The 17765-nt window shown below is 45.5% G+C and carries 12 protein-coding genes; 5 read left to right on the top strand and 7 right to left on the bottom strand.

Translation table 11 applies throughout. The annotated features are described in order from the left end of the window. Together QUA38_RS04995 and QUA38_RS04990 are read left to right on the top strand one after the other, a co-directional pair. Nucleotides 1-2100 (top strand): adenylate/guanylate cyclase domain-containing protein (locus QUA38_RS04995; protein ID WP_333159737.1); only part of this gene is annotated, 2100 nt, incomplete at its 5' end. Between the two features lie 113 nt (nucleotides 2101-2213). Further along, nucleotides 2214-4280: an adenylate/guanylate cyclase domain-containing protein gene (locus tag QUA38_RS04990; RefSeq protein ID WP_333159735.1), complete on the top strand. Its 2067-nt coding sequence runs from the start codon at nucleotides 2214-2216 to the stop codon at nucleotides 4278-4280. Nucleotides 4281-4357: 77 nt separating this feature from the next. Here the strand turns inward: QUA38_RS04990 and rpmB are convergent, their stop codons facing one another. The 5 genes from rpmB to rppA form a co-directional block, all read right to left on the bottom strand. Then, nucleotides 4358-4594 carry a 50S ribosomal protein L28 gene (gene rpmB / locus QUA38_RS04985; protein ID WP_333065932.1) on the bottom strand — a complete coding sequence of 79 codons (237 nt, stop codon included), beginning with the start codon at nucleotides 4592-4594 and terminating at the stop codon, nucleotides 4358-4360. A 160-nt stretch (nucleotides 4595-4754) separates the two neighbouring features. Continuing rightward, entirely contained in the window at nucleotides 4755-6743 is a 1989-nt protein-coding gene (gene htpG / locus QUA38_RS04980; RefSeq protein ID WP_333159733.1) for a molecular chaperone HtpG, read from the bottom strand. A 264-nt stretch (nucleotides 6744-7007) separates the two neighbouring features. Beyond that, on the bottom strand, nucleotides 7008-8339 hold the full coding sequence (gene rppB, locus QUA38_RS04975; RefSeq protein WP_333159731.1) for a two-component system sensor histidine kinase RppB: 1332 nt from the start codon (nucleotides 8337-8339) through the stop codon (nucleotides 7008-7010). Between the two features lie 189 nt (nucleotides 8340-8528). Next, nucleotides 8529-8759 (bottom strand): hypothetical protein, encoded by a 231-nt coding sequence (locus tag QUA38_RS04970; RefSeq protein WP_333159729.1) that lies wholly within the window; start codon nucleotides 8757-8759, stop codon nucleotides 8529-8531. A gap of 86 nt (nucleotides 8760-8845) precedes the next feature. After that, nucleotides 8846-9535 (bottom strand): two-component system response regulator RppA, encoded by a 690-nt coding sequence (rppA, locus tag QUA38_RS04965; protein WP_333159727.1) that lies wholly within the window; start codon nucleotides 9533-9535, stop codon nucleotides 8846-8848. Nucleotides 9536-9741: 206 nt separating this feature from the next. On the opposite strand from rppA, the gene QUA38_RS04960 reads away from it, so the two are divergent. The 3 genes from QUA38_RS04960 to QUA38_RS04950 all read left to right on the top strand — a co-directional run bounded on the left by QUA38_RS04960 (nucleotide 9742) and on the right by QUA38_RS04950 (nucleotide 12973). Beyond that, the gene (locus QUA38_RS04960) at nucleotides 9742-10746 is read left to right on the top strand and encodes a multicopper oxidase domain-containing protein (RefSeq protein ID WP_333159725.1); all 1005 of its coding nucleotides are present in this window, start codon (nucleotides 9742-9744) and stop codon (nucleotides 10744-10746) included. 157 nt (nucleotides 10747-10903) lie between these two features. After that, on the top strand, nucleotides 10904-11932 hold the full coding sequence (locus QUA38_RS04955) for a helix-hairpin-helix domain-containing protein (RefSeq protein WP_333159723.1): 1029 nt from the start codon (nucleotides 10904-10906) through the stop codon (nucleotides 11930-11932). Nucleotides 11933-12019: 87 nt separating this feature from the next. Continuing rightward, a complete protein-coding gene (locus tag QUA38_RS04950) occupies nucleotides 12020-12973 on the top strand; it encodes an FTR1 family protein (protein ID WP_333159721.1) in 954 nt (317 codons plus the stop codon). Nucleotides 12974-13273: 300 nt separating this feature from the next. Here QUA38_RS04950 and QUA38_RS04945 read toward each other — a convergent pair whose 3' ends face one another. Next, the gene (locus QUA38_RS04945; RefSeq protein ID WP_333159719.1) at nucleotides 13274-13423 is read right to left on the bottom strand and encodes a hypothetical protein; all 150 of its coding nucleotides are present in this window, start codon (nucleotides 13421-13423) and stop codon (nucleotides 13274-13276) included. A gap of 95 nt (nucleotides 13424-13518) precedes the next feature. Beyond that, nucleotides 13519-17765, bottom strand: a 4247-nt coding sequence (locus tag QUA38_RS04940) for an amino acid adenylation domain-containing protein (protein WP_333159717.1), incomplete at its 5' end; no start/stop codon positions are given.

Raw genomic sequence — 17765 nt, 5'->3', positions numbered from 1 at the left:
TTGCAAGCTTTTATGGGTGTAATTACGATTACCTCGCTGTTATTGGCAGCGACAGTAGCTGAACGCACATCAGCAGAGTATTCTCTGCGGGAGAGCGAAATTAAATATCGAGAATTGGTGGAAAATGCTAACAGTATTATTCTGAAACTGGACGGAGACGGTAATATTACTTTTTTTAACGAATTTGCAGAAAATTTCTTTGGTTATAAGGAGGAAGAAATCCTGGGAAAAAATCCAGTGGGAACAATTATTCCCCACAGAGACCTCGAAGGGAATAACTTAGAGTTGGTTTATAATGAAATTTTACACAATCCCGCTCGCTTTATCAGCTATGAAAATGAAAATATGCGGCGCAGTGGCGATCGCGTTTGGGTATCTTGGGCAAATAAACCGTTGGTTGATACAGCGGGAAAACTTTTGGGCATCCTCTGCATCGGCACAGATATCACCGATCGCCGAAAAGCTGAAATCGCCCTGCAAAAGCTAAATGAAAAGCTGGAAATCCGAGTTGAAGAGCGGACAAATGCCCTGAAACAAAGCGAACTTCAGCTACAGAAACAGAAATCGGCATTAATTGATTTAGCCAAAAATAAAGCCCTGAATCAAGGCGACTTAACAAAAGCGCTTCAAGAAATAACTGAAACTGCTAGCCGTACTCTGGAAGTTGCCCGATCGAGCGTCTGGCTGTACGATCGCACTAAATCCACGATCGATTGTCTAGATTTGTTCGATCGCACTCTCAATGAGCACTCACACGGCTTGGAATTAACTGCAGCAGACTATCCTGCCTATTTTCAAGCACTGCGAGAAGAACGTGCAATTGCTGCCTTTGACGCACAAAAAGATTTTAGAACTAGAGAATTTGCGGAATCTTACCTAATTCCGTTGGGCATCACTTCCATGCTAGATACACCGATTCAAATAGGCGGAGAAACAGCAGGAGTTCTCTGTTTAGAACACGTAGGAATGCCCCGCCCTTGGACTATTGAAGAACAAAGTTTTGCTGTTTCTCTAGCAGACTCTGTAACTTTCGCAGTGGAAGCGCGGCAACGCCAGCGGGCTGAAGAAGCACTGCGGCAAGCTGAAGAAAAATACCGCAGCATCTTTGAAAATGCGATAGTCGGCATTTTTCAAACTACCCCAGATGGGCAATATCTCAGCGCCAATCCTGCTTTGCTTCGCATTTACGGTTACAGTTCGATCGAGGGATTGGTCGGCACATTAACTGATATTAGTCAACAACTTTATGTTGACCCCGATCGCCGCGCCGAAGTTGTCCGCTTAATAGAAGAACAAGGCAAAGTATCGGATTTTGAATCTCAAATTTACCGCCGAGATGGCAGCATAATTTGGATTTCAGAAAATACTTATACCGTGCGCGATTCCTACGGAAATTTGCTTTATTACGAAGGTACTGTTCAAGACATCACAACTCGTAAACAAGCTGAGGTAGCTTTGCGCTTAGAACAAGAAAAATCTGACCGTCTCCTACTCAACGTTTTACCGCAACCCATCGCCGACAGATTAAAACAAGACCAAAGCATCATTGCAGATACTTTTGCAGAAGTAACAGTATTGTTTGCAGATATAGTCGGTTTTACGCAAATTAGTTCCAAAATTTCTCCGCCAGAATTAGTGTCGTTGCTTAACGATATTTTTTCGACATTCGATCGCCTAGCAGAAAAGCACGAATTGGAAAAAATTAAGACGATTGGCGACGCCTACATGGTAGTAGGAGGCCTGCCGATGCCCCGCAGCGATCATGCACAGGCGATCGCAGAAATGGCCCTCGATATGCAGCAGGCAATTACTGACTTCAGCAATATCCACAATCAAGATTTTAACATCAGAATTGGGATTAACACCGGCCCTGTCGTCGCCGGAGTAATAGGTATTAAAAAATTTATTTACGATTTATGGGGAGACACCGTTAACACCGCTTCCCGCATGGAATCCCACGGCTTGCCGGGGTGCATTCAAGTCACGTCGGCAATTTATGATATATTGCAAGACAAGTATGTATTTGAAAGTCGCGGCGCGATCGAAGTTAAAGGCAAAGGCCAGATGAACACTTATTTTCTGACAGGGAGCAAGTTATAGCATCAGGAAGAATGAAGAAAGAAGAAGCAATATAATAAGTCATATTTCAGAATTAATAATTTCCTAATCTTCGGGCGCGGTTGCTATAGTTAGTTAAAACTATAACACTCAGTATGATTTCCCCAAAAAATCAGTTTCTGCGATTTCTTCAATCTAGAAATTGGCAATACTTAGCAAAAGTAGCTGCTCTTGCTTTTGTTTACGCTTTGGGAGCAAAAATAGCAATTTCAATCCCAGGCGTAAATAAATTAGCTACCTGCGTCTGGCCGCCCGCAGGAATTGCACAAGCTGCAATTTTATTATTTGGTCGCCGCATTTTGCCGGGAATAGCTTTAGGCGTGGTTTTTTACGAGACTATTAACCTTAAGGTATCTTTAACACTTGCAGCACTTAGTGCCTTTTGCGCTTGTTTACAAGCTTTATGCGCCTTTACTTTGCTGCAACAGCTAAAGTTTCGCCCATCACTTGCTCGGCTGATCGATGTAGTCAATTTAATTTTTTGGGGTGCTGTAGTTGCCACTCAAATCAACTGCACTCTCGGCACGCTGCGCCTCTGTGTAACTGGTTTAGTTGACTGGAGCGAATATTGGCACATTCGATGGAATTGGTATCTCGGAGATACATTAGGAGTTTTAATTTTTACTCCCCTGCTGTTGATTATATACAATCACAAACCAGCGCCCAGCCCTTCACAAAATACAGATTCTAAAACAATTTTAAATCGCATCGGTGCCGGAATATGCCTGCTGTTATTAGTAACAGTCAGTTGGCTAGTATACAACTCAAAAAGTGAAAGTAATCTCTCCGGTTATCCCCTCGAATACTTGCCATTTCCCTTAGTAATTTGGGCAACCATTCAATTCGGCCGGGGCGGGGCGGTTTTAGCATCTTTCATTGTATCCAGTATCGCCATTTGGGGAGGTTCTCAGGGAGGCGGCCCCTTTATTGCCAAAGCGGAAAATATCAATCAGGCAATCTTATTTTTGCAGGCTTTTATGAGCGTAATTGTAGTTACATCGCTGCTGTTGGCAGCCACAGTAGCCGAACGCGCCTCAGCAGAGGATTCGCTGCGGCAAAGCGAAATTAAGTATCGGGAATTAGTGGAAAATGCTAACAGCATTATTTTAAAACTAGATACGGAAGGAAATATTACTTTTTTTAACGAATTTGCACAGAAGTTTTTTGGTTACGATGAAAAAGAGATAATTGGCAAAAACGCAGTGGGAACAATCATTCCCCAGACAGATACAAGAGGAAATGACTTGGCAGCAAAGTTGAGAGATATTTTGCAAAACCCAGAACAATACACGCGAAATGAAAATGAAAGTATCCGGCGCAGCGGGGATATGGTTTGGGTTTCGTGGGCAAATAAACCGCTGTTTGACGCGGCAGGAAAGTTCGCGGGAATGCTGGCAATCGGTACGGATATCACAGACCGCAGGCGGGCTGAAATGGCCCTTTACAAGCTGAATGAAGAGTTAGAATTTAGAGTGGAAGAACGAACTAATGCTCTGAATGATACTTTAAGTGCACTGCAAGTTCAACAGGAACAATCAGAACGCTTGTTGTTGAATATTTTGCCTGAAGAAATAGCAAATCGGTTGAAGCGAGGAGACAGTACGATCGCAGATACTTTTGCTGACGTTACTGTCTTGTTTGCGGACATAGTAGGCTTCACTCAATTGAGTTCGCGAGTTTCTCCAACGCAATTAGTAGCCTTGCTGAATGACATATTTTCGACATTTGACAACCTAGCAGAAAGGCACGGTTTGGAAAAAATTAAGACGATTGGTGACGCTTACATGGTAGTAGGAGGGCTCCCAATTCCTCGCCCGGATCACGCAGAAGCGATCGCAGAAATGGCCCTCGATATGCAGCAGGCAATTACTGACTTCAGCAATATCCACAATCAAGATTTAAGCATCAGAATCGGCATCAATAGCGGCCCGGTTGTTGCCGGAGTCATTGGGATTAAAAAATTTATTTACGATTTATGGGGAGACACCGTTAACACTGCTTCCCGCATGGAATCTCACGGCAAGCCAGGGAGTATTCAGATAACAGAAACAACTTATCAGCAATTGCGAGAAAAGTATTTCTTTGAAAACCGCGGCGCGATCGAAGTTAAAGGCAAAGGCCAGATGACTACTTATTTACTGCAATGCCGAAAATTGCTCTAGTAAAGGTTTTTCTCTAAAATAAGGACGATCGCACTTTCAAATGTGCGATCGTCCTTATTTTAATTTAGCCAAGTTTTTTAAAGCTTGTACAGGTTAATTCCAGCTTCCTTCGCCATGATTTCCAAACCCTTGTTTTGCAAGGTTTTAATCGCCTTTGTAGAAAGGTGCAATCTTACCCAGCGCTTCTCCTGCGGCCACCAAACCCGCTTCCACTGCAAATTGGCCTCTTGCAATTTGTGAGTGCGGTGGTGCGAGTGAGAAACTGCAAAACCGTTATTCGCCTTCTTTCCCGTTAGCTGACATTTCCGTGACATACTTCCCTCCAGATTACCGTATTACCGTTTTGTGCGTGCAGCCTTTCATTATAGCCGAAGGAAGAAGGAAGAAGGAAGAAGAAAGAAGGCTTGACTTATCCCTTTACCCATAGAAATAGACTCTTGCTCCCCCCCTTAGCAAGGGGGGTTGGAGGGATAATTACATTGCACGTTCAGTCAATTTTGTCAACACTTGATTCGATCGCTCGACAAAATCTTTCATCCCTTCAGCATCGAAACCCTTCTGGGCCATCAAAGCCAAGTCGTAAACGTGGTGACAAATCATACTCGCCAACTCAGCCGACGGAGACTCCCCGCCGCCTTGAATAATCGCACCCTGACTCAAACTCGCCAGATTTTGAATCAGCGGGTGAGACGTATTCACCAGCAAAACGTGTTCTTCGGGGAATTCGGCGGCTTGCTGCTGCAAAAGCGCCGTCATGTCGCGCATCCGGCGCAAAGCTTCCGGCAAAAGTACGATCGCAGGTGGCGCCGCCTCCGCAACATCTGACTTCAAAGCTTCAGTGCGAATGTTCACTTTTGGCTTACCTATCGCTTTTTGGAACAATTCTTTAACTTGTTCGCTGCGAGTTTTATTCGTCGCCGGATCGACAATTTCCGCTTCTTTCTCTTTGTCAATTAGCGTTTCATCGATATCGGAATCAACCCGCGAGAATTTAACATCTGAGTATTCTCTTTCCAAGAAGCTGATAAAGTGCGTGTCGATGAAAGAATCCATAAACAGCACTTCTAAACCTTGGCTTTTGTGCATTGCAACATAAGTTGCTTGAGACGCCGGATCGGTACAATAAAACACGCGATTTTCGTGGCGTTTTTGATTTCGTTCCAAATACTCTTTTAGAGTCGTGTAAGGTTGGGTGGAACTAGAATTTTCCGACTTCGGAGTGACATCTTGCCATAAATCTCCTTCCTCTGTTTGCACCTGCACTTCTGGCGTCACAGTTTCTGGCTTCTCGGCTGTTGGTTCGTAGGTGCTGCGGTAGATTAAAATATCTTCGACTTGCTTTTTGAACTTGTCATCGTTGAGAGTTCCGAACTTGACAAAAGTGCCGATATCTTGCCAGCAGCGGATGTATTCGTCACGGTCGTCGCGGTAGAGTTCTTTCAGGCGATCGCCCACTTTTTTCGCAATATAATCAGCGATTCTCCGCACAGTGCGATTGCTTTGCAAAGAACTGCGAGAAACGTTCAACGGAATGTCGGTACTGTCAATAACGCCCCGCAGCGGCATCAAGAATTTCGGGATAATTTCTTCGCAGTGGTCGCTAACAAAAACCTGGTTGCAGAATAGCTTGATATTGCCTTGGGTAACATCGACATCCGGCCGCAGTTTGGGAAAGAAAAGAATCCCGTTGACAATAAAAGGATAATCTGTATTCAGGTGTACCCACAGCAGTGGCTCGTCTTGGAAGGGGTAAAGGTAGCGGTACAGTTCTAAGTAATCTTCTTTTTGTAAATTGCTGGCTGATTCCCGCCAAATTGCTTTGTGCTTGTTGAGTTCCTCTCCTTCAAATTTGATGGGAACGGGCATGAAATCGCAGTAAGTTTTGATTAACTGCTTAATGCGACTGGGTTCTACATATTCTTGTTCTTCATCTTGGAGGGTAAGAGTAATAGTAGTGCCGCGTTCCGTGCGGGAAGATTCTGATAGTTCAAAAGCGGGGGAACCGTCGCAAGACCAGTGTACTGCTTGGGAGCCTTCTTGGTAAGAAAGAGTATCAATGTCTACTTTCTTCGCCACCATGAAAGAAGAGTAGAAACCTAAGCCGAAGTGACCAATGATTGCGTCATCGCCACTGCCTTGGTATTTTTGAATAAATTCTTCTGCGCTGGAGAAAGCGACTTGGTTGATGTATTTTTTGACCTCGTCGGCGGTCATGCCGATGCCGTTATCGGAAATTGAGAGGGTTTTGTTTTCTTTGTCGATCGCTATGTTGATTTGCGGTTCGCCCATCTCGCCGCTGTATTCGCCGGAACGGGAAACCATTTTGAGTTTGGCAATGGCATCGACGGCGTTAGAAATTAGTTCCCGCAAGAAGACTTCGTGGTCAGTGTATAGCGACTTCTTGATAATCGGGAAAATATTTTCGGTATGGATTGAGATTGTTCCCTGTTCTAAAACTGTCATAATTTTTCTCTCTGATGACTGCTAGTTGCTTAGAAATAGCTATTTAATGATTTTCGGCGATCGTGCTCTCTTCTGCAAAAGGGATTACCACAAAAAGATGATTCGGTTTTCCCCACATCTTGCACAATTCTCAATCAGCCTTTCACGGGCGGGTTCTCCTGTCCAACCCCTAGTCCCCACAAGATAATTCACTTTTTGTGGAACAGGCCCAAAAGCCTGTTGAGCGAACATGGTGCAAGATGTCTGTTGCCCTCACATAGTAGCTCACAAAGGCAACTGCAGGAGAAAGGTGCTGCCGGAACCCAATTCGCTGCGGGCGCTGAGGCTGCCGCGATGTGCCCGGGCGATGGTTTGGGCGATCGCCAATCCCAGTCCCGAACCGCCGGTATTGCGCGATCGATCGCTGTTGACTCGGTAGAATCGATCGAATATTCGCTCTAAATCTGCCGCCGCTATCCCAATACCGGTATCTTGAACCTGAACGATGGCCTCTTGGTGGCTGCAATCTAAAATAACTGTTACTTTCCCGCCCGCCGGAGTGTATTGAATGGCATTAACAATTAAATTAGCAACTAAACGATAAAGTTGGTCCGAATTGCCGACAACATTTAATTGCTGCTGCACTCGCACTTCGGATTTTAACGCTACCTTAGAAGCGATGGCCATTGCTGCCAATTCCTCGACTAAATCGCTAACAAGGTCATTCAAACAACACAATTGAGGGCGATCGCGTATCACTTGATTATCCATGCGAGCCAGCAGCAGCAAATCAGCAACTAACTGAGTCAATCGTCGGTTTTGGCGATCGATCGTCCGCAAAATTTCCCGCGCTTCTTTTTCATCTAATTGAGGCGTCAACAGCGCCGATTCTACTGTCGCCTGCGAAGCCGCTAAAGGCGTCCGCAATTCGTGGGCGGCATCCGCTGTAAACTGTTGGATTTGTCGGTAGGAAGAATAAATCGGTTTCATGGCTAATCCTGCCAATAACCAACTAGCAAAGCCTATCAAAATCAATGCTGTAGGCAATCCTAATTTCAAAACCCATTTCACTGTACTGAGATAATCATTGAAGTCTTGCAGGCTCCGCCCAACTTGAAAATATCCCCAATCTTGCTGTGTTTGGGTGTGTAGCGCTACAGAAATTTGGTGATAAATATTGCCTTTAGTGTCAGTTATTGTTTGCCAGTATTGGGAGTTAAATTGTGGTGGTAATTCTTCGGGATAAGCGCCTGCGGTAGCAATTAATTTCCCGGAATAATCAAATAAACGAATATAGTAATAGCCTTGGTTGATAGCGCTTAAAATATGGCGGCTTGGCAACTGTTCTTTAATGCCTTTAACTCCAACTAGCCGGAGGTTGGGCAAAAGTTCGTTTACTATAGGCTCCAAGCGTCCGGGCTGCTGCAATTTGAGTTCTAAGCTGTCGTGTAGCGTCCCCGCTACCGATTCTAATTCCCGGTCTATGGCTACCCAGTGAGCGTGGGCGATCGCCTTGTATACGCCAAATCCTAACACGCTTAAAATCAAACCCATTACAGCCGCATAGGAAATGGCTAATTGCCAGCGAGTTCGATTAAATAGTTTATTTTGATTCACCTTTCATATCTTGCTAGTAATTGGTAATTGGTAATTAGTTGAAGATGATATTTTTTTACCTACCGCAGAGAACGCAGAGGAGGAGAAAAGAGAGAATAAGCTCTTAAATAATCAGGTTTATGACACCCGTGGCTAAGTCCTATTAAAATAAACATTTCCAGGTAATAATACATTTTTTATATTTGGCTGTCAGGTCAAATATTCATGTTTTAGGAGTTCTGCATATTCGCTTATTCCGAGTTCCCCAACTTGTCTGTCTTTTTCGGAAAATTCGCCGTAGAGTGCAGCTAAGTTAGTGTCAGGGATTGATGGAATAGTAGCTAATCTGGCACGGAATTTTAGGAAGAAAATAAATTCAAATACTTGTTTAAGTTGTTCTAGATCGAGCTTTTCTAACTCTTGTTCGATTAAATCTTTCATAGCAGTCATTTTTACGATCGAATTTTCTATATTATAGCCAGATACTGGAAACGAGATATAATCCGCCCGCCGCTGCCCCTACCGCTTTAATTTCTCATGCGGTATCCGACGCCGTGAACGGTTTCAATTAAATTCGTGCCGCCAACAGACTCAAGTTTGCGCCGCAGCAAGCGCACTTGAGCTGCTACCACATTGCTAAAGGTATCTGCACTCGCCTCCCATAGCTGATTCCGAATTTGGTCAGTGGTGATAATTTGGTTGGGATGTTTCATAAAGTATTGTAGCAGTTGAAACTCTTTGTTTGTTAGAGGAATTATCTGGCTGTTGCCACTTCGATCGAGATGGCATACAGTTCGATTTCCGCAGTCCAAAACCAGATTTCCTACCTGTAGCTGTTGCGGTTGAATTTGGGGCGATCGCCTTTGCAAAGCCCGCAATCTTGCTAACAGTTCCGCCATGCCAAACGGTTTAACTAAATAATCGTCAGCCCCGGCGTCTAGTCCCGCCACTTTATCTTCCATGCGGTCTTTTGCTGTTAGCATTAAGACGGGCAGGGCGCTATTTTTAGCACGCAATCTCCGCAGCAGTTCCAATCCTGACAATCCTGGTAGCAACCAGTCAAAAATAGCCAGGTTATATTGCGTCCACTGACTGTCTAAATATTCCCAAGCTTCACTACCATCTATGGCCCAATCAACTATATATTTTTCCTGCTTTAAAGTGCGATCGATCGCTTTCCCTAAATCTGGCTCATCTTCAACTAGCAAAACTCTCATAACATTAATTTACAGTGGTAAATCTGTATACATTGTTAGCGATCGGCAGCATCTACCCCAACATCTAACCTCACATACTGAGATGAAATCAGCATGAAATTTTCTGACTTCGCAGAAAAAAATAACTGTTGACAATAATTGACAACAAGCTGGTAATGTCTTATAATCAACCACGAGTAAATTTTTGCGAAAAATTATCAATAAGTATGACAGATTTATCCGATCGTCCCGCCATTAAAAAGGCTGGGCGCTGGAGTCGCCGCCAACTGCTACAGCTAGGAATAGCTGGGGCTGGGGTAGCGGGCGGCGCGATCGCACTTCAAAACTTGACTCGCAAGCCGGCATCAGTTGCGAGAATTCCGCCAATCCCCGCAGATGCACTCACCGTCAGCAATATCAACCCGATGCAAATTGCGCGGGATTTTGATTACGGCACGGTGACGCGCGAAAACGGGCGCACGGTTCGGGAATTTCGCCTGGAAGCTAATACTTCGATCGTCCAACTTAACAGCGCCGTCACTTTCAACACCTGGAACGTCAACAATCGCGTGCCGGGGCCGACATTGAGGGCAACAGAGGGCGATCGTATCCGCGTCATCTTTTCTAACAAAGGTGGACATTCTCACTCGCTGCACTTTCACGGCATTCACTCCACAGAAATGGATGGCGTTAAACCAGTGAGGAACGGTTCGGTATTTATTTATGAATTCGATGCCAATCCTTATGGAGTGCATCTATATCACTGCCATATTGCTCCCGTAACACGCCACATCGGTAAAGGACTATATGGAATGTTCATTATCGATCCGCCAAAACCCCGCCCTCCCGCCGATGAAATCATGTTAATCATGGGGGGATATGACGTAAACGACGACGAAAAAAACGAACTATACGCTTTTAATGGGTTGCCAAATTATTATATGAATAACCCGATCCCTATTTACAAAAATCAGTTAATCAGGCTCTACGTTCTCAACCTGATTGAGTACGAAGCAGCAGTAACTTTCCACTTGCACGCCAACTTTTTTGACGTATATCGCACGGGAATGACTTTAACTCCCAGTGAAAGAACTGATGTCATCACCATGGGAGTAGCTGAAAGACATATATTAGAATTTACCTACGGCTACCCTGGAAAATATATGTTTCATCCCCATCAAGATGTGATCGCCGAAGCCGGCTGCATGGGGGTATTTGAAGTCATCACTTAAACCGAATCCTGCTACCAGGGTGCGCCGATTAAAATAAAGTATGAAATTATTTGACAAGCTCGATCGCAAATAGGTAGAATGAATAGCTCACAAATTGAGAATTATTCTTAATAAGTTGTGGGTCCAAATGCACATAACGTAAAAATTAGCAACTGCCATGTTACCATCCTTTCGCTTATTACCTACAGTCACTGCTACAGCCATCCTCGTTGCTCTGACCGGTTGCGTTTCCCCCACGGCTAGCAACACCGACAGCACACCCTCACCTGCTGCCACAGCCAGTCCCGCATCCACAAGCGGTCACAGCGGGAATCACGGCGGCAAAGGTGGCATCAACATCAATACTGCCATTCTTTCAGAGTTAGATAAACTCGAAGCCAAGTTAGGAGTACCAGCACTTTCTAACAAGATTCAAGCCAGCCGTCCTTACGGCAAAGTCGAAGAATTAGTCTCAAAAAATGTCATTACTCAGGCCCAATTTGACCAAATCAAAGACTTGGTAACTATTGAAAACGTGGTGCTGACAGGCGAACCAAAAGATGTAGACTACATGACTAAACTTGGCTTAATGAAAGGGCATCTTTTCGTAGCCCAAGAACTCTTGGATCAAGGCAAACCCGACCAAGCAGAACCGCACATCGGGCATCCAGTCGAAGAAATTTATGCCGATGTGGAAGATCAGCTAAACGAGCGTAAAATTCCTGAATTTAAGGCTACTTTAATTAAATTGCAGGATTTAGTTAAAGCAGGTGCAAAAGATCCGGCTCAAGTGAATGCGGAATTTACCACATCGATGCAAGCTGTAGATGGAGCAATTGCCGCTCTTCCCGAAGCGCAGCGAAAAGATCCGAAATTCGTGCTGCAAGTGATTAACGGCTTGCTAGATACAGCTAATTCTGAATACGGAGCCGCAGTTGCTAACGGCAAGATTTCCGCAATTATTGAATATCAAGATTCGCGGGGTTTTGTCATGTACGCGGAAATGCTGTACAAAGATATCGCCGAACAAGTGGCTAAAACCAGCCCTGAAATTGACAAAGCAATTGTTGCCAACATGGCTGAACTGAAGACAAATTGGCCAACGGCGATCGCACCCCCCGCCCCCGTCAAAACCACTGAACAAGTCAACCAGCTAGTTAAAACGATCGAAAGCGACAGCCAAAAAGTTCTCAAACCAGCATCCTAAAAACATCACTCTCATCAAGAGCGGTAATTGGTAAATAATCTGCCAATTACCTCACTCCTTAACCAGTCCCATTCCCAGAATAAAAAAATGAATTTTGGCGAAGCATTGCCCACATTTGTAATTACTCTCCGCGAAGGAGTCGAAGCCGCTTTAGTTGTCGGAATTGTTCTAGCTTGTCTCAAAAAGTCTGGACAAAGTTATTTAAGTCCTTGGGTTTTCGGTGGTGTTGGGGTTGGACTTATCGCCAGCGCTTTGATAGGTGTACTGTTCGGCTGGACTATTCAAATTTTGTCCGCATCCAATCAGCCTTTTGCACCGATTATGGAGTCGCTGCTAGAGGGAATCTTTGGGCTGATAGCGATCGCAATGCTGAGCTGGATGCTGATTTGGATGACCAAGCAAGCGCGATTTATGAAAGCCGAAGTTGAAGGCGCTGTGAGTGCCGCCTTAACGCAAAACTCTCATGCTGGTTGGGGCGTATTTAGTTTAGTTTTTATTGCCGTTTTGCGCGAAGGGTTTGAAACTGTTTTGTTTGTCGTCGCCAAGTTTCAACAAGGCATTATTCCAGCCCTCGGCGCTGTGGCGGGCATTCTCTCAGCCACCGGACTTGGTGTCCTGCTATTTAAATGGGGAGTCAAAATTAATATCCGCTTGTTTTTCAAATATATGGGCATTTTATTGCTCTTTATTGTAGCGGGTTTAGTGGTATCTACTTTGGGAATTTTTGACAGCGCCATGAATATTTTATCGCAAACAAATCGCGAATCAGCAGCACTGTGTTTCTATTACGAAAGATTTACTAAAATCCACTCTTGCATTCTCGGGCCGATGGTTTGGAATACCTCGCAACTGCTTCCCGAAGAAAAGTTTCCCGGTTTGTTGTTGAGTGCGCTGTTTGGCTACACGGATAAGCTCTATGTCGTGCAGGCGATCGCCTATTTGATGTTTTTAGGTACTGTGGGTGGCATCTACTTCCAAAGTTTGGCCGGTCGAGTGTTTTTCCCATTCAAAAAAAACTCAGGTAACGAAATAAGAAATTAAGTGCGATCGAAACGCGATCGGCTTTTTAGTCTGAACTTTCCTACAAATACAGCATATTCCATGTAGATGTAGTACGGAGAAACCGGGTTTCGAGCAACAGAATCAGTAAGCTGTCACGCATTTAAATGGCATATTCAGGGCGGGCTTTCTGGCCCACCCCACAAGACTTAGATTATTTTTTGATAGTCAATCTAAATGCACAACAGCTTAATGATGCGAGAAATGTAAAGAAACCGGGTTTCTGGGGTGTACTTCATAAACCTGGAATACGCTGTATAATTACAAAAACTCAAAAGCCTTTCATAACAAAGGTTTCAATTGTTGAGCAATAAAATATGTACCCATGTAGATGATTAATATTTGTTGGCGCTCGGCAATTATATTGAATATATAACAATGAGCGCGATCGCCTGCGTCAGCTATTGCTGATAAATGGGTACATATTTTCATATCAAAAGTTGCATCCTTTGTTAAGTAAGAGTTTTAGGACTGTTACTACATTTGTATGGCAGAAGTCCAGTCTCTTGGTGGCAGGAGGCAAAAGTTTAATCATCGTTAATCGGCCCGACATGATAGAAATTATCCGCCTGCACACGATCTATGCAATCCCTCAATTTTTCAGCCAGCACCTGTACGTGGGGTTCTTGTAGCATACTAAAGGTATTGCCAGGAACATCATGGATCTCCAATCCTCCAGGAGCCAGTTCGCTCCATCCCAAATCAGGGTCTAAGAAGGCCATGTTCTCGATAGGCCGGAAGAGGGTCACTTGCTCCGGGTAAACATCCTTTGGTGCGAACGCCCACTCCGTATTTCCCTCCTCTTTTTTCTTTCGATAAGTGAAGCTTTGAAAAGCTGGAGGCAAAGGACGCCCCATACGCTCGTAAAACTCGCAGTAAATACTCATTAGCCGATTCTTGGCTTCCTCTACCTTCCTCTGGCTTAACAAGTAGGCGGGGCCAATTCGTAAAAAGTTATTCCAGTGCGCCAACACCCGCTCTTCGACTGGCATTATTTTGATGGCTTTATCATCTTTTAAAGTATCTAACAAGGCTAGCAGAGCTACCTTTTGACCTTGCGCGTGGAGCTGCTGGGCCACCTCATAGGCTATTCGCCCCCCGCAATATATACCTGCTAGAAAATAAGGACCTTCAGGTTGGATGATTCGCATTTCTTTGAGGTAGTGATCCACAAGGTTCTCAATCTTATTCAAAGAAACTTCCTCCATAATCCCTACTGCTAGCCCATAAATGGGTTGTTCAGGATCTAGATGACCGGCCAAAGGGCGACAAAACTTTAGACCCTCGCCAAGTACATGGAAAAAGAACAAAGGCGGTTTAGAACCTCCGGGTTTAATTGTCACCACCGTTTGCCAAGAAGGTGCTGACCATCCTTTCTGGCGGAGAATGTTGGCCACTTGCTCAATGGTTGGTGATTGGAAGAGGGTAGCCAGGGGGAGATTTTTCCCGAAGGCTTTCTCGATTTGTGCCAATAGGCGCACGGCTAGTAGAGAGTGTCCTCCCACGTCAAAGAAATTGTCCTTTACGCTGATAGGCTTTTTGCGTAAAACGTTTTCCCAAATTTTTGTTAGTTGGATTTCTAAATCATCGCTGGGAGGCACAAAGGTACTTGCTGCCTCTTGCCTGAGCCCGTCGGGTGCGGGCAGGGCGCGCTGGTCTATTTTCCCGTTGGGTGTTAGGGGTATGGTGTCTAGGAAAACAAAGGCTGATGGCACCATATAGTCAGGGAGCCTTTGCTTGAGGAAGCATCGTAGTTCGTCGTTAGTGGGTTTCTGCTGTTGGTTGGAAACAATGTAGGCAACTAAACGTTTGTCGCCTTCTATGTCAACCCTTGCTGTTACTACACACTGCTGCACAGTAGGATATTGGGATAGAGTTGACTCAACCTCCCCCAGTTCGATGCGGAAACCACGGATTTTGACTTGATTATCTATGCGACCGAGAAACTCAATGTTGCCGTCGGGTAGATAACGAGCTAGGTCCCCAGTTTTATAAAGGCGTGTCCCTGGTTCATTGCTAAAGGGGTTGGGGATAAATTTATCTTTGGTCAACTCGGGGCGGTTGAGGTAGCCTCGGGCGATGCCTTCACCACCAATGTGGAGTTCGCCCTGTACACCAATGGGAACAGGATTCAAATATTTATCCAGCAGATATATCTGCATATTGGCAATAGGGCGACCGATCGGAACCTGTGTTTTGAGTCCCGAAGACTGACAATGATATACACTGCTCCAGACCGTTCCTTCTGTTGGCCCGTATTCGTTGAACAAAGATGTGTGCGCCAGCAGCTTAGTATGGCGTTCAACCAACTCTCTGGAACACGGTTCGCCTGCGACAATAACACTACGAAGACAAGTGAGCTGTTGTGGTTCCGCTTGCTCCAAAATCAGGTTATAGAGAGATGGAAGACTCAATAAATGCGATACATGATGTTGAGCAATTAACTTTGTAAGCTGTAACAGCTCTTGTTGGAAATTTGCTGGTGGTATTACAAGGATGCCTCCCTGGCACAATGTCCAAAAGATGCCTGCGATCGAACTGTCAAAGCCAAACGACGAAAGTAAGAAGAAACTGGTGACGGGTTCGCTGTAATAAGAAATACGAGCACTGGTGGAGTGGACTAGGTTTTGATGGGTTACCAGCACTCCTTTGGGTTTCCCTGTAGAACCCGATGTGTAGATTGTGTAAGCCAGGTTATCGGCCGTCACGCTGCTGACGGGTTTTTCCTCGCTCTCTTGGGCGATTAATTCCCAGTCGGTGTCCAAGCAGAAACGTTGTGCTTTGTACTCGAAAAAACCTGCGACTAGCTTTTGTTGGGTTAATAGCACCGACACCTGGGCATCTTCCAGCATGAAGGCTAGACGATCCTGGGGATACGATGGGTCTAACGGCAAATAAGCCCCACCAGCCTTGAGAATGCCTAGGAGTCCTACGATCATTTCTAGCGATCGATCTACACAAATTCCGACCAGCATTTCTGGTTCCACACCCATTTTTTGCAGGTGGTGTGCTAGTTGATTGGCACGATAATTGAGCTGCTGGTACGTTAATTGCTCGTTTTCAAAGACTACTGCAACGGCGTTGGGAGTTCGCTCTACTTGGGCTTCAAATAACTGATGGATACAGGTTTGATTGGGGTAATCTGTCTGGGTGTTATTCCACTCCACTAGCAGTTGATGCTGTTGGGCTGCACTCAAGAGGGGTAAGTCGCAGAGGCGCTGTTCTGGATTGGCGACGATGCCTTCCACCAAGGTCTGAAAATTGTTCGTCATTCGGGTGATAGTGAGGGGGTCGAACAAGTCTGTGTTGTATTCAAACCAGCCCCTGATGCCCTCCGCACTCTCTTCTAGTTCGAGGGTTAAATCAAACTTTGCTGTGCCGTTATGGCCTTCCAAAGGGATTAGACTTAGACCCCGAAACTCCAGAGCCGCTATCGGGGCATTCTGGAAAACAAACATCACCTGAAACAGGGGGTTTCGACTCAAATCCCGTTCTAGTTGCAATTCCTCTACCAACTTCTCGAAAGGCAAATCTTGGTGAGCATAGGCTCCCAAAGCCACTTCACGCACCCGACCTAGTAATTCCCGGAAACTTGGCTCGCCTGAAAGCTCAGTTCGTAGCACCAAAGTATTGACAAAAAATCCAATCAACCCTTCAACTTCAACGCGGTTGCGATTAGCAATGGGAGAACCCACAATAACGTCTTCCTGACCTGTATATCGGTAGAGTAGTATCTGGAAGACCGCCAGTAAGGTCATAAACAAAGTAACGCCTTCCTGCTGCGAGATCGCTTTTAGGGCATCCGAACTTTTCTTAGGCAGTTCCAGAGATTGCCTTGCACCTCGATAAGTTTGAACAGGAGGTCGAGGGCGATCGGCGGGCAACTCCAGCACGGGCAAGTGACCACCTAGATGCCGCTTCCAGTAGTTAAGTTGAACCTCCAACACCTCACCGACGAGCCACTGGTTCTGCCAGGCAGCAAAGTCAGCATATTGGATAAGTAGTTCAGGCAATGACGAGGACTTCTCAGTGGAAAAAGCTTCATAAAGCGCCGTCAATTCCCGCATAAACACACCAAGAGACCAGCCGTCGGAGACGATGTGGTGCATGGTCAACAGGAGCAAATGTTCCTCTTCTCCCAGGTGCAAGAGTTTGACGCGAAACAATTGTTCATTAACCAAGTCAAAGGGGCGCTGAGCTTCCTCAGTAGCTAACCGTTGAGCTTCCACCTCCCGTTCAGTCTCAGGAAGTTCCCGGAGGTCTACTATCGGCAACAGCAAGGTAACAGCCGGATGAATGACCTGAATTGGCTGCCCATTCACAGCACTAAAGGTAGTCCGTAGAGCTTCGTGACGCCTCACAATTTCACTTAAGCTCTGCTCTAGTGCCGTCACGTTGAGCGAACCTTTCAAGCGAAGAGCGTTAGGGAGGTTATATAGGGGTGTCCCAGACATCAATTGGTCGAGGAACCACAGCCGCTGCTGAGCAAAGGACAGAGGCAGGTCTCCCTCCCGTGAGATGAGACTAATGGGCAGAGCCTGTAGACTGCCTTTTTCGGCTCGGCTGGCTGTCTCGACGCTTTTCGCCAAGCCAGCTAGGGTAGGATCCTCAAAGATAGTATGCAGGGGGAGTTCTACTCCGAAAGCTTCGCGCACGCGAGAAATGACTTGGGTAGCGAGTAAGGAATGTCCCCCCAACTCAAAGAAGTTGTCGTGAATGCCCACCCACTCAAGCCTGAGAACTTCGCTCCAGATGCCCGCGAGCACTTCCTCAA

It is taken from the genome of Microcoleus sp. Pol12B4, from assembly GCF_036701385.1.
Taxonomy (GTDB): Bacteria; Cyanobacteriota; Cyanobacteriia; order Cyanobacteriales; family Microcoleaceae; genus Microcoleus.
The sequence above is the reverse complement of the archived record's forward strand: the minus strand, read 5'-3'. Positions and strand labels throughout refer to the sequence as shown.

Bases quoted from the DNA above. Each gene is read 5' to 3' on its own strand.
- QUA38_RS04990 (WP_333159735.1), top strand. From the start codon at position 2,214: ATGATTTCCCCAAAAAATCAGTTTCTGCGATTTCTTCAATCTAGAAAT.
- rpmB (WP_333065932.1), bottom strand. From the start codon at position 4,594: ATGTCACGGAAATGTCAGCTAACGGGAAAGAAGGCGAATAACGGTTTT.
- htpG (WP_333159733.1), bottom strand. From the start codon at position 6,743: ATGACAGTTTTAGAACAGGGAACAATCTCAATCCATACCGAAAATATT.
- QUA38_RS04970 (WP_333159729.1), bottom strand. From the start codon at position 8,759: ATGAAAGATTTAATCGAACAAGAGTTAGAAAAGCTCGATCTAGAACAA.
- rppA (WP_333159727.1), bottom strand. From the start codon at position 9,535: ATGAGAGTTTTGCTAGTTGAAGATGAGCCAGATTTAGGGAAAGCGATC.
- QUA38_RS04960 (WP_333159725.1), top strand. From the start codon at position 9,742: ATGACAGATTTATCCGATCGTCCCGCCATTAAAAAGGCTGGGCGCTGG.
- QUA38_RS04955 (WP_333159723.1), top strand. From the start codon at position 10,904: ATGTTACCATCCTTTCGCTTATTACCTACAGTCACTGCTACAGCCATC.
- QUA38_RS04950 (WP_333159721.1), top strand. From the start codon at position 12,020: ATGAATTTTGGCGAAGCATTGCCCACATTTGTAATTACTCTCCGCGAA.
- QUA38_RS04945 (WP_333159719.1), bottom strand. From the start codon at position 13,423: ATGAAAATATGTACCCATTTATCAGCAATAGCTGACGCAGGCGATCGC.